This window comes from Streptomyces sp. NPDC034099, from assembly GCF_055575415.1.
Genome location: NZ_JBVISR010000014.1, coordinates 153,747 through 166,030 on the forward strand (window position 1 = coordinate 153,747; position 12,284 = coordinate 166,030).

Here is a 12,284-nt window from a genome sequence, read left to right on the forward strand (position 1 = left end):
ACGGCCGCCAAGGTCCCGGAGTCATCTGGCACTAACCAGGCGGCCGTTGTCATTCGCCCCACTGTCGAACTCCCCCTGCCCTCCATAGGCTCTTCATGTCCGCACCACTGAAGAGAAGGCAACTCACATGTCTGAAAAAAGCGAGCACGATGCCGCAAGCGACGTCACTCGGCGGTCAGTGCTTCGAAGCAGCACGGGAATTGCCGCTGTCGGCGCGGCGTCCCTGCTCGCCACCGCGATCTCCACTCCCCCTGCCGTTGCGGCACAGGGTGACAGTGGGTCGCTTTCCCGGGACCACGCGCTGCCGGCCTCGGTCGCGGGAATTCGTATCCCCAACACCGAACTGACACGGGAAACCGTGAGGTTCGCACGAAGCGCGTCCTCCGTGACCCTTTTCAACCACGTCATGCGGACGTACCTCTACAGTGCTGTGCTCTTCGAGCGCCGAGGTATCCGCTACGACCGGGAACTGGCCTTCGTCGCTGCGGTCCTGCACGACCTCGGGTTGCTGGAGACATATCAGGTACCGGGCGAACGCTTCGAAGTCGGGGGTGCGGACGCCGCGCAGAGGTTCCTCAGGAAACAGGGTGTGCCAGAGGACCGGGTTGCAGTCGTCTGGGACGCCATCGCCCTGCATACCAGCAGCAGCATAGCGAGCCGGAAAAGGCCGGAGATCGCCATGGTCTCCGTCGGATCCGCAGTCGATTTCGCCGGGCAAGGCCTTCAGAAAATACCGGCCGACGCCCTGGAGGACATACTCACCGCATTCCCCAGGGAGGATTTCAAGCAGAACGCCGTCAACACCATCCTCTCGATCTGCCGCATGAATCCAATGTCGGTGGTGATGCACCCCTTCGCCGAGGTCGGCCGTCGTCACCTCGCCGATTTCGCGGTTCCCACGGTCGAGGACATGCTGTTCGCCACGCCGTTCGAGGAGTGACGATCCGCGCGTGATTCCCACCTTCCGGTACCGCACCTGCCTCAGCTCATAGTCCGACTGCGAGTTGCCCTGCGCCATCCGCGGCCGCTCCCGCCCCGCGGCCGACGGTCCAAGGCTCCAGGTCGCCGAACAGCCGCCCCAGGAATGCACGTTCCTCGGCTGCCGAGTCACCCGTCGGCGATATGTCGCTCTCCGCCACCACCCGCAGTACCGCGATGGCGCCCGAGGCGACCAACGCGGCTCTACGACAACAGGTGGCAGCCCCCTCCGCCGACCTCGGTTGGCGGCGCCGGTCCTGATCTCGGCATGGCTCGCCATGGGCGCTGGCCTGGTCGTGTTCGCAGGGCAGTGCGGCCGGCCACGCCTCTGTCGCGACCGGGCGTCGAGCCGATGGCCGGGCCGGCGCTTTCAGCCGGTGGGGGTGCCGACCCGGTCGCGTTCGAGTGCGGAGCGCAGTTGGCGGAGGGCCCGGGCGGCGGCTGCCGTCGAGGACTGGTCGAGGGCGCCTGCGACCAGCTCGCTCAGGCCCGCGGCGAAAGTGGTCTCGGCGGCATCGAGGAGCTGTGAGCCGTCGTCGGTCAGCGCCAGGAGCGAGGACCTGCGGTCCGCCGGGTTGGTCTGGCGGACGATCCATCCCTGCTTCTCCAGGCGGTCGGCACTCTTGCTGGTCGCGCCGACGCCGATGGCGAACTCCGCGGCGAGGTCGGCCACCCGGGCCCCCGGGTGCTGGCGCAGGAACCGCAGGAACTCGAACTGTGACGTCACGATCCCGTGCCGCTCGCGCAGGCGGTCGTTCAGGGCGTTGTACAGGCGCGTCTCGCAGCGGACCAGATCCGCGAAGAACCCCTGGAGGTCGGCGACCCCATCCGATTTATATGCCATGGCATATAGTGTAGAGGAAGCCATTCCACAGGAGGAAGCAGATGAGCAAGGAACAGCTCGCCGAGGTCGACGCGATGCTCCGCCAGCCGCGACCCGAGGGCCAGCGCTCCGTCGAGGAACTGCGCGCCGGGTTCAGGGCGCTCATGGACACGATGATCGTGCCGGACGACGTCCGCACCACTGAGTCCACGCTCGGCGGCCGACGCGCCCTGCACGTCACACCGGACCACGGCGCGCGCCCGGGCACGATCCTGTACTTCCACGGTGGCGGTTTCGTCTTCGGCTCCCCCGAGACCGCGCTGTCGCTGACCGCGCAGCTCGTGTCGAAGACCGGGTTCGACTCGTACTCGGTGGATTACCGGCTGGCCCCCGAGCACCCGTTCCCGGCTGGTCTGCAGGACAACCTGAGCGCTTACCGCGCCCTCCTCGACAGCGGCCTGGACCCGTCGGCCATCGCGTTCGCCGGGGACTCCGCCGGCGGTGGCTACTCGGTCACCACCGCCCTGGCCGCCCGCGACGCGGGGCTTCCGCTGCCCGCCGCGATCGTGGCCTTCTCCCCGGGGCTGGACGCCACCCGGACCGGGGAGAGCATGACAACCAAGGACGGCATCGATCCGATCTTCACCCGCGAGGCCGTGATGCACACCGGGGCCATGTACCTCGCCGGCCAGGACCCCGAGCAGCCCCTGCTCAGTCCGGCCGTCTTCGCCGACCTGACCGGGTTCCCCCCGCTCCTCGTCCAAGTGGGCACCAACGAGATCCTTCTCGACGATTCCACACGCCTCGCCGCGCGCGCACGCGACGCCGGAGTCGACGTCATCCTCGACGTCACCGCCGACGCCCCCCACGTCTTCCAGGCCTTCGCCGGCGGCACCCTCGACGAAGCCGATCAGGCACTCGACCGCGCCGCTCTCTTCCTCACCCAGCACATCTCCACCCGCTGACACCTCAGTCGCACCCGTGCGACGGGCATCACTCCGAGACCGCGGCCGTGTCATCGGCGGGGTTCGCCCTTGCCGACGCCCAGGCCGAGGAAGACGTCGATGCCGCCGGTGCCGATCACGTCGGGCCCCGCCGTCTCGCCAACCGATGCGGTACCCGACCATCGTCCGGTTCGGTTTCGGCCGGGCGGACAAGGAAGACCTGGACCTCGATGTCACGGATCCCGTGGCCACGCTCTTGGACAACTCCGAGACGTGGAGGGTGATGTCCCGCGCGGCCGCTACCAGCGGCGGTGGGGTTCTCGACCCAGTAGGCGTGCGAGGCGTCTTCGACGATCAGCACACCGTGCTGCCGGGCACATCCTGATCGGGAAGGGATCCAGATCGAGGTGGAGGCTGTGCGCGAGCACCTTGAAGCCGGGACAGGTGAGTGCGTCGACCGCGACGACGTCGCCGGCGTCGAGGATGGCCATGACCGTGATGGCCAGACCTCGTCAGGGCGTGACGGCAGACCAGGCACGGGCACGATCACTCGTGTACGCGGAAGGAGCCGCTGCTGATCAGGTCGTTTGTACCGGCCCAGCCCCAGGGGCTCCGGTGAGCAGAGCCTCGGCATGCTTACGGAAGGCGGTGACCAGACGGCTGCGGTCACCGGTGCGGGTGGCGAGTACGACCTGGCTCGGTTCGACCCCGCACAGCGGCACGGTGGTGAGGCTGGGATGCAGGCCGGTCGCGTGGTCGAGGGGCGGCCCGATGGCCACGGCCTGCCCGCCAGCGATGAGTTCATGCTTGTCCTCGAGGGCTTCGACCAGGGGACCGTCGGGCGCGGGCCGCCCGTCGGGCCGGGGATCGAGCCGCCAGTAGGCGTTCAGCAACGGGTCGGACTGACGCACGTGGGGAATCGGCTCGTCGGCGATGTCGGCGAGGGTGACCGCCTCCTGACCGGCCAGACGGTGGTCTCGGGGCACGACCAGTACGCGCGCCTCGTCGTGGAGGACGGTGACGCTCAGCCGGTCGGTGGCGAACGGCAGGCGCGTCACCACCGCGTCGACACGGTGCTCCAGCAGCGCGCCTCGCGAGTCGTTCCAGGCGAGCAGACGAGTGCGGACCTCGGCGTCGGGATGGCGGTCACGCAGGGCGCGTACGGCTGGCGTGATGACCAGGCCCTGGCTGTAGCCGATAGTGATGCTGCTGGGTCGGGCCGCGGCCCGGGTGCGGGCCATGGCCTCGGCCGCGGCACGCAGAAGCCCCTTGGCGTGCGGCAGGAAGACCTCGCCCGCCTCGCTGAGCCGAGTGCCGCGCGTGGTGCGGTCGAGCAGGCGGACGCCCACTTGCTGTTCGAGGCGGCGGATCTGCCGGCTCAGCGACGGCTGGGTGGTGTGCAGCGCCTCGGCGGCACGGCCGAAGTGCTGGTGCTCGGCGAGCACGGTGAAGCACTGCACCAGCCGGAGGTCGAGGTCCACAGGCGCAGGGAAGCGTTCAGGCACCCCGTCACTCTACCTGGCCTTATACACAGAGCGTATGACGTGTACCGGAACAATCATTGGACTGCCCGCTCGTCCCGGCCGCACCGTGGTGACCATGACATCGGACAGCGTGACACCCTTTCGTATCGATATTCCGGACAGCGCCCTGGAGGATCTGAAGGACCGGCTCCACCGTGTACGCCTTGCGGGCCGGGAGACGACTCCGGACAGCAGCCAGGGGGTGCAGCGGGAGCGCCTCGAGGAGCTGCTGAAGTACTGGGCCACCGAGTACGACTGGCGCATTCTGGAACGGCGGCTCAACGAGCTGGGTCAGTTCCGCACCACGATCGACGGCATCGGCCTCCACTTCATGCACGTACGGTCGCCCCGCCCCGACGCCACGCCCCTGTTGCTGCTGCACGGATGGCCGGGCTCGTTCCTGGAGTTCCTCAAGACCGTCGTTCCGCTCACCGAGCACGGCTTCCACCTCGTCGTCCCCTCGATGCCCGGCTACGGCTTCTCGGACCAGCCCGCCTCGACGGGCTGGGACCCGGACCGGATCGCCCGCGCGTACGGCGTGCTCATGCGGCGCCTCGGCTATGACTCCTACATGGCTCAGGGAGGAGACTGGGGCGGTGTCGTCGCGACCCGCATGGGGGCGCAGCGCACGCCCGGCCTGCGCGCGATCCACGTCAACTTCCCCGAGTTCCTCGGCGCCCCACCGGTCGCCGACGAACCGACCCCGGAGGAGAAGGCCGCACTCCAGCAGGGCAGCCGCTTCTTCGCCGTCCATTCCGGATACCACGTTCTGCAGCGCACCCGCCCGCAGACCATCGGCTACGCGCTGACCGACTCCCCAGCCGGGCAGGCCGCCTGGATCTACGAGAAGTTCCTCGACTGGACCCGGCCCGGCACTCTCACCACCGACGAGATCCTCGACCACATCTCCCTGTACTGGTACACCGGTACCGGTGTTTCCTCCGCCCGCCTGTACTGGGAATACGCCCGGCAGCCGCTCGCCTTGAGCGAACTGGACCTTCCCGTCGGGGTCAGCGTCTTCCCGGACGAACTGACGCGTACTCCACGCGTCTGGGCCGAACGCGCCTATCAGGACCTGCGTTACTTCAACGACGACATCCCCGCGGGCGGCCACTTCGCCGCTCTGGAGCAGCCGCAGCTGTTCGTGGAGGAGATCGTCAAGTTCGCGCGGGCGGTGGCCGCGTGAGAACGGTCGTGGTCACATGGGGCACAGATGGCACTGGGCGCGGCCTCGCCCGTATCCACCTCGAGCGCGGGGATCGGGTCGCGGCCGTCGGGACCGACCGGGCCAAAGCCGGTCCCGGCACCTCGTACGTGAAGGACTCCGCCGGCGCCGTCGCCACGAGCTCCCAACCCGACGCACCTCGGCTCCACCGCCGCACCCGGGAGGTGCATGCCCGATGAAGTGGGTCAGCTACCGCTCTCTCGACGGCTCCACGCGATGCGGCAGGGTGCACGACAACGAAATCCACGCTGTGGGCACGGACTTGTTGGAGCTACTGCGCGCCGAAGGCGGGCTGGAGGCCGCCGCGACCAGGGAACCGACTGAGATCGTCGAACTGGCTGCAGCCGATCTGCTGGCGCCGATACCGGCACCCCCGGCGGTCCGGGACTTCGCCGCGTTCGAACGTCACGTGAGCAACGCGGGTAAGGCAGCCGTCGGCGACGGCACGGTCAGCCCGGTCTGGTACGAGTATCCGATCTTCCACTTCTCCAACCCGGCAGCTGTCAAGGGACCGCACGACGATGTTCCCATCGCCCCGGGCGCTCAGTTGTGGGACTACGAGGTCGAGGTCGCCGCGGTGATCGCCGGGGACTGCTCCAACCTCGACGCCGCCACGGCGGAGCAGCACATCGCCGGCTACCTGGTCTACTGCGACTGGAGCGCACGCGACATCTCCGCCGGCGAGATGGGGTTCGTGTACGGCCCGTCCAAGAGCAAGGACGCCTCGACCAGCCTCGGTCCGTTCCTCGTCACCCCCGACGAGCTGGAGCGCTACCGCTCGGGCAAGGGCTATGCGCTGCGGATGGACGGGTACGTCGACGACGAGCATTACGGCGGCGGCAGCTGGGACGAGATCCACTGGTCGTTCGGCGAGATGCTGGCGCACGCGTCGCGCGGCACCACGCTGCGAGCCGGTGACATCCTCGCCAGCGGCCCCGTGGGCACGGGCTGCATCCAGGAGTTGTCCGGCCATCGCGCCTATCTGGTACCGGGAAACACGGTCCGGATCGAAGTCCAGGGACTCGGCGCGATCTCCGCACGGATCACCGCGCCGGAGCCGTCCTGAAGTGCCGGACACGCCAAAGACGATTTCGTTCCTTCCTACTTGCCAGGAGACCACCGCGATGCGGTTCACCCACACCTTCGGTCGCGCCGACACGGACCTGAACGCCGTCCGTGAGGTCAGTCTCACCATCAACGCGACCCACCTGTTCATCTACTTCATTCCCGAGGCAGCGAAAGAGGCCGCCAAACTGGGCGTGACCGCATACGCACCGGCGTACTTCGCGTTCCGGTCGGCCCCGATGGGACCAGTTCCGTGGCAGGTCACACTGGCGGCCTTCTACAGCTTCAGCCCACGGTCGGTGCAGGCCATGGCAGACGTGTGGGCTGCAGCGTCGCCGGAGCAGTGGCAGACCGCCCGCTTCACAGCCGCCGGTCGTGCATTGCGGCGCGTCGACGTCAACCTCACCGCCGACCAGATCACCGAGGCACGGTCCCTGATCGATCCGGTCGTCGGGAGCGCCGACTACGCCGGAAAGACGATGGCTGCCGCCAACGCCTCGGTCCCTCTGCCGGCCGATCCGCTCGTCGCACTGTGGCAGCAGATCACGGTGCTGCGCGAGTGGCGCGGCGACGCGCATTTCACCGTTCTCGCCGCCAACGGCATCGGACCGTGTGACTGCAACGTCCTGCAAACCGCGACAGGTCACTTCCCGGAAGCGATCGCGCGTGCCACCCGCCTGTGGGACGACGAAGAGGTGGCGGCGGCAACGGCACGTCTCGTCGCACGAGGCTGGCTCAACGCCGACGGCTCCCCGACCCATGCCGGCATCGCGGCCCGCGAGCAGATCGAGGCCGAGACCGACGAGCACTGTGCCGCGCTGTGGACACCGATCGGCGACGCGAACACCCGTCGCCTCACCTCGCTCATCATGCCGGTCCACGAGGCGTTCACCGCAGCCAGGACGTATCCCTTCCCCGTGGAAACGGGAGGCATCCAGTCCGCCGCTCCGAGGAACGCAAGGTAGTCCGGACAGCCCGGACGCACTCGGCCAAGAACCGCGAGTTCGGTCAGACCGCAGCCTCCTTTCTTGAGCAACCGATCCAGATAGGTTACGGTGGGGTCATGGCAAGGATCCGGGAGTTCGACACCGAAGCGGCGGTGAGCCGCGCCATGGAACTGTTCTGGCGGCGCGGCTACGAGGCGACCTCGGTGCGCGATCTGACCCATCACCTGGGGATCGGGCAAGGCTCCCTGTACGCCGCGTTCGGCGACAAGGAGGGCCTGTACCGGGCGGCGCTGGAGCACTACCGCACCACCCTCGCGGCGGCCGCCCTGCGCAGCCTGGAGGAGGAGACGGACGTCCGCGCGGCGGTCCGTACGCTGTTGACGGAGCGGATCCGCATCGCCGTCGACAACGGCGGCCAGGGCTGCCTGGCCGTGAACGCCGCCTGTGAGCGGCTGCCTCAGGACGCGTCGACCGGGCGCACCGTGCGGGACATGCAGGAGGCGAGCCGGGAGGCGCTCACCGAGGTGCTGCGGGCCGCGATGGAGCGGGGGGAGATCGCGGCGCGGCACGACCCGCACACGGTGGCCGCGTTCCTGGTGACCTTCCTCAACGGACTGCTGGTCTCTTCGAAGATCACACCGGACGCACCCGCCCTCGAACCTCTCGTAGACCTCGCGCTGACCGCTCTCGACTGAGCATCCCGGCGGCTCCTGCCGGACGTTCCCCTGCCCTGAATCTGTAACACACGATCAAGAAAGTGAGTGGCAGTCCGGCTCGACGGCATCCTCTCGGCGCCGACGGTCCGAATCGCCTGCTCACCCCACCGACCCACAGCACTCACCCCAGACAGGAAGCACCACGTCACGATGTACGACCACACCACGACGCCCCTGCGCACCGGCCGTGCCGCCGTCAACGGAACGAGCCTGCACTACCGGACGGGCGGCGCCGGCCCAGCCGTGGTACTGCTGCACGGCGTGCCCAAGACCGGCTACCACTGGCGTCACCTGGTCCCGAAGCTGACGCCTCACCACACCGTCGTCGTGCCCGACCTGCGCGGCCTCGGCGATTCCGCTCGCCCCGCGGACGGCTACGACTCCGCGACGATGAGCGACGACATCGCGGAACTGATGGCCCGCCTGGGACACGAGACCTACGCCGTGATCGGCGAAGACTGGGGCGCAGTGATCGGGTACCAGCTCGCCGCCCGCCACCGCGATCACGCCACTTCCCTCGTCTTCGCCGAGGCACTGCTCCCCGGCTTCGGCTTCGAGGACCACACCGCTCTCACCCCCGAGAACATCTCCAGCGGCATGCATCTGTGGCACCTGGGCTTCTACTTCCAGCCCGACATCCCCGAGACGCTGATCGCCGGGCATGAGCGCGAACTGATCACCTACATGATCAAGAACGAACGCAGCCACCCCGACACCGCCACCCCCGACGCGATCGAGGAGTACGTGCGCTGCTACTCGATGCCCGGAGGCATCCGCGCGATGCTCGCCGTCTACCGGGCCATGCTCACCGACGCAGAACAAAACCGGCAGGCCGCGCGGAAGAAGCTCGACATCCCCGTCCTGGCGCTCGGCGGCTGCGCCTTCATCGGCGAGCGCAACGAGTCCCAGGCACGGCTCGTGGCCCACCACGTCACCGGACACGTCTTCGACGCCGGCCACGATCTCGCGGAGGAAGTACCCGATGAGATGGCCGAGGTAGTCCTGCCGTTCCTGGCAGCGCACCGATAGCCGACGACCCTCTTCTGACGACGCTGCTTGAGGGGATCCTTCACGCGAACGCGTTCGACCCTCAGTTGAGAGCCTGAAGGCCGCTGGGCCACAGCAGAGTGGTGGCCGCCCAGGTGAAGCCTGCACCGAAAGTGGCCACGAGGACTCGTTGCCCGGCTTCCAGTTGCCCGTCGATCGCGGAGTGGCTCAGGAGCAACGGGATGGAGGCTGCGGAGGTGTTGCCGACGTGGGTGATGTTGGACGGTACGCGCTGTGGCGGGATTTCCAGAGCGTTGGCCACGGCTGCGCTGATCCGTGCGTTTGCCTGGTGGACGATCAGTCTGTCGATGTCCTGGATGGACCATCCAGCCGCGGCGGCTGATTCACGAGTCACGTGAGCGACGCGGCGTACCGCGTGACGGAATACTTCATTGCCTTCCATGTGTACGTACCGGTTCTTCAGGTCGCCGGTTGCGCCTGGGGGGCGGCGGGAGCCGCCGTCGGGGATGTAGATGGCGTCCGCGTGCTCACCGTCGCTGCCCCAGGCGGCTGGTCCGAGAGTTCCCGGTTCGTCAGCGTGTCCGGCTGTGAGCACGACTGCGCCTGCTCCGTCTCCGAAGATCGGTGCGGTGGAGCGGTCGTCGGGGTCGATGACGGCCGACATCTTCTCTGCTCCGATGACCAGTACGGTGCCGGCGCTACTCGCCTGGATCAGTCCTGCTGCGACGGTTGTTGCGTAGACGAAGCCCGAGCAGCCGGCACCGAGGTCGAAGGCGGGGACGTGGTGCAGGCCGAGTCGGTGGGCTACCAGCGGTGCGGTGCCGGGCACGTGATGGTCCGGAGTGGCGGTGGCCAGGATCACGGCGTCGACATGTTCTACCTCCGCCGATTTCATCGCCCGTAGCCCTGCTTCTACCGCCAGGTCACTGGTGGCTGTCGCCGGATCGGCGATGTGCCGCTGGGCAATGCCGATCCGGGTGCGGATCCATTCGTCCGTGGTGTCCAGGCGCGAGACCAAGTCGGCGTTGCTCAGCTTCCGAGGGGGCAGGTAGGACCCCAGGCCGATCAGTCGCGCGGCAGGCGCTGGCGTCGGGGGCGTGGTTTTGCGAGCAAAGATCAACGGTTCGCTTTCTCTGTGTCGCTCATTGGCGTCACCGTCAGGGAGGTTGCCCTCGGGAACCAGGGCTGACTGGTCACTCGCGTGATTCCGCTGCGGGCCCGTGGCACGGGTGGTGCCGACCGGAGCTTTTACCGAGGGGCAGGGGGCTGGACTACGCCTCAGGTACTGCGTGGGAGCGATCTGCCTGTGGGTGGGGATCCTGCTCTCCCGGGCCTTCGTGGTCGGAGGGCGACGCTGCCCGTCGGGCCACCAGGTCGACCAGATCGGCGACGGTGGCTGCCTTCGCCAGTTCATGTTCCGTGATCACGATGCCCATGCGGTCCTCGAGCGTCATGGACAGCAGTGCAATGGCCAGGGAGTCGATGCCGGCTTGTGCCTGAGTGGCCCCGGCAGTGATGGGTGCGGCCGGCAGGCCTCCCTGCTGGACCAGGATGTCTTTGATGAGGCCGAGATCGATGACGGCTGTGGTGTCGCAGTCGGGCGCGGGTGCCGGAATCGTTCCGGATGCGTGGGGAGGTTGGTCCGGCAGCTGCGAGTCGTCGTGAGGGTGGGGAAGTTCGTCCACCGCGTCGCGGAACAGGCCGGCCAACTGGTTCGTTCCGGGGAGGGCGGCGTCGGTGACGAAGCAGATGCTGGTGGTTCCGTTGTAGCTGCAGGCCACGATCGACGCCGGATGGTTCCGTGGGAGCCAGTTGAAGGGCTGGATGCGGGTGACGGAGTCCTGCTTGTAGCGAAGGGGCCGGTGGATGGCGAGGTAGGACGTCGTGATGATGGCCCGTTCGGGTGTGGTCAGCCGGGCGGCCAGGGCCTGAAAGGCGCGCGCGGGGACGAGATCCATCACGGAACGCATGGCGTTCTGGCGGATCGGGTCCTTCGTGGTGCGCGTGGCCGCGATGACGTGGTCGAGGCGGTTCTCAGCTGTCGGCTCGTGGCAGGGAAGGGGCATGGACGCGAAGGTGAAGTAGTTGCCGGGTCGGTCGTGTTCCGCCGCTCGGCGCAAATTGACCATGGTGACAGCCGGCAACGGCCCGCCGGTGCCCCGGGGCCAGAATTGCGATGTCCACGTGCGCAGGGCGCCGCTGAGGCCGGCCAGGAAACCATCGTTCGTGTCGCCGCCGCGGACGGTAGCGGCCTGCCGCAATCGCTGCGTGGGGACGTGAGCCCAGCTGATGTCACGGTCCCCCGTGAGGGGCAGCGCGGTGTCGTTCCACACGTTGTTGGTGCCGCTTGCGGCAAGCATGCCGCGCACAGTGCCCAGGTAGGCGCCGGCTCCTGCGCGGGGCGAGGGCTGCATGCTGGGCGTGGGTGCGGTGCCGAACAGTGCGGTCAAGGTACCGATCAGGCCCATACCGTCCTGGGTGCTGTGATGCGCTCGCAGGCAGAGGGCATAGCGGTCCGGTGCATAACCGGATACCAGACACAGGTCCCACAGAGGGCCTGCGTCGGGCAAAGGGTGCGCGATGAGAGCTGTCAGGGCCGTATCGAGGTGCTCGTCGCCCGAGGGCAGATGCTGTTCGCGGACGCGGCTGGTCAGGTCGGGAGTTGGGTCGCGGTGCCAGCGGGCTTTGAGTCCGGGGCCGTGCAGGTAGTGGGTCAGGCGCGGCCCGTGCTCCAGGTGGGAGGCGACATGAGCGCGGAGTTCGCCGAGGGCGGGAGTGGTCCCTTCCAGGTGGAGCATCACTCCGATCGTCTGGGGGATCGAGGGATGGGCCTGGGCCATGCTGTGCATGGTCAGGTCCATGGGGGTAGGACGAAGGGGAACGGTCACAGGGTTCTCCGCGGTGGTGGTTCGGTGGGGAGAAGAGGAGTCTGACGAGGTTGGCCGCTGCGGCGGCGGATCGTGGTGAGGATCAGGGAGGGCGGCGTTGCGGACACGAGGAGCATCCGTCCCCCGTTGAGTCGGTGAGCCGCCCGATCGATGTCCGACGCAAGCAG

11 protein-coding genes are annotated in these 12,284 nt (G+C 68.2%); 7 read left to right on the top strand and 4 right to left on the bottom strand.

Annotated features, from left to right (window positions below; genetic code table 11):
* The first annotated feature begins 127 nt into the window (after positions 1-127).
* The gene (locus ACZ56V_RS32310) at positions 128-940 is read left to right on the top strand and encodes an HD domain-containing protein (protein WP_467383762.1); all 813 of its coding nucleotides are present in this window, start codon (positions 128-130) and stop codon (positions 938-940) included.
* 408 nt (positions 941-1,348) lie between these two features.
* Here ACZ56V_RS32310 and ACZ56V_RS32315 read toward each other — a convergent pair whose 3' ends face one another.
* Positions 1,349-1,822, bottom strand: coding sequence for a MarR family winged helix-turn-helix transcriptional regulator (locus tag ACZ56V_RS32315; protein WP_467383764.1), 474 nt, complete (start codon positions 1,820-1,822; stop codon positions 1,349-1,351).
* Positions 1,823-1,863: 41 nt separating this feature from the next.
* Here ACZ56V_RS32315 and ACZ56V_RS32320 point away from each other — a divergent pair, with 41 nt between their 5' ends.
* Positions 1,864-2,766: an alpha/beta hydrolase gene (locus ACZ56V_RS32320; RefSeq protein ID WP_467383767.1), complete on the top strand. Its 903-nt coding sequence runs from the start codon at positions 1,864-1,866 to the stop codon at positions 2,764-2,766.
* A 557-nt stretch (positions 2,767-3,323) separates the two neighbouring features.
* Here ACZ56V_RS32320 and ACZ56V_RS32325 read toward each other — a convergent pair.
* The gene (locus ACZ56V_RS32325) at positions 3,324-4,226 is read right to left on the bottom strand and encodes a LysR family transcriptional regulator (RefSeq protein WP_467383771.1); all 903 of its coding nucleotides are present in this window, start codon (positions 4,224-4,226) and stop codon (positions 3,324-3,326) included.
* 118 nt (positions 4,227-4,344) lie between these two features.
* Between ACZ56V_RS32325 and ACZ56V_RS32330 the strand changes: the two genes are divergently transcribed.
* The 5 genes from ACZ56V_RS32330 to ACZ56V_RS32350 all read left to right on the top strand — a co-directional run bounded on the left by ACZ56V_RS32330 (position 4,345) and on the right by ACZ56V_RS32350 (position 9,250).
* Positions 4,345-5,454, top strand: coding sequence for an epoxide hydrolase family protein (locus ACZ56V_RS32330; RefSeq protein WP_468947190.1), 1,110 nt, complete (start codon positions 4,345-4,347; stop codon positions 5,452-5,454).
* 214 nt (positions 5,455-5,668) lie between these two features.
* On the top strand, positions 5,669-6,559 hold the full coding sequence (locus tag ACZ56V_RS32335) for a fumarylacetoacetate hydrolase family protein (protein WP_468947192.1): 891 nt from the start codon (positions 5,669-5,671) through the stop codon (positions 6,557-6,559).
* A gap of 58 nt (positions 6,560-6,617) precedes the next feature.
* Positions 6,618-7,523 carry an SCO6745 family protein gene (locus tag ACZ56V_RS32340; protein WP_468947193.1) on the top strand — a complete coding sequence of 302 codons (906 nt, stop codon included), beginning with the start codon at positions 6,618-6,620 and terminating at the stop codon, positions 7,521-7,523.
* A gap of 98 nt (positions 7,524-7,621) precedes the next feature.
* The gene (locus ACZ56V_RS32345; protein WP_468947195.1) at positions 7,622-8,200 is read left to right on the top strand and encodes a TetR/AcrR family transcriptional regulator; all 579 of its coding nucleotides are present in this window, start codon (positions 7,622-7,624) and stop codon (positions 8,198-8,200) included.
* Positions 8,201-8,371: 171 nt separating this feature from the next.
* Positions 8,372-9,250 carry an alpha/beta fold hydrolase gene (locus ACZ56V_RS32350; RefSeq protein ID WP_467383777.1) on the top strand — a complete coding sequence of 293 codons (879 nt, stop codon included), beginning with the start codon at positions 8,372-8,374 and terminating at the stop codon, positions 9,248-9,250.
* 61 nt (positions 9,251-9,311) lie between these two features.
* Here ACZ56V_RS32350 and ACZ56V_RS32355 read toward each other — a convergent pair whose 3' ends face one another.
* Both ACZ56V_RS32355 and ACZ56V_RS32360 read right to left on the bottom strand, forming a co-directional pair.
* Positions 9,312-10,349, bottom strand: coding sequence for a beta-ketoacyl-ACP synthase III (locus ACZ56V_RS32355; protein ID WP_468947197.1), 1,038 nt, complete (start codon positions 10,347-10,349; stop codon positions 9,312-9,314).
* 151 nt (positions 10,350-10,500) lie between these two features.
* A complete protein-coding gene (locus ACZ56V_RS32360; RefSeq protein ID WP_468947198.1) occupies positions 10,501-12,090 on the bottom strand; it encodes a wax ester/triacylglycerol synthase domain-containing protein in 1,590 nt (529 codons plus the stop codon).
* Between the last annotated feature and the right edge of the window lie 194 nt (positions 12,091-12,284).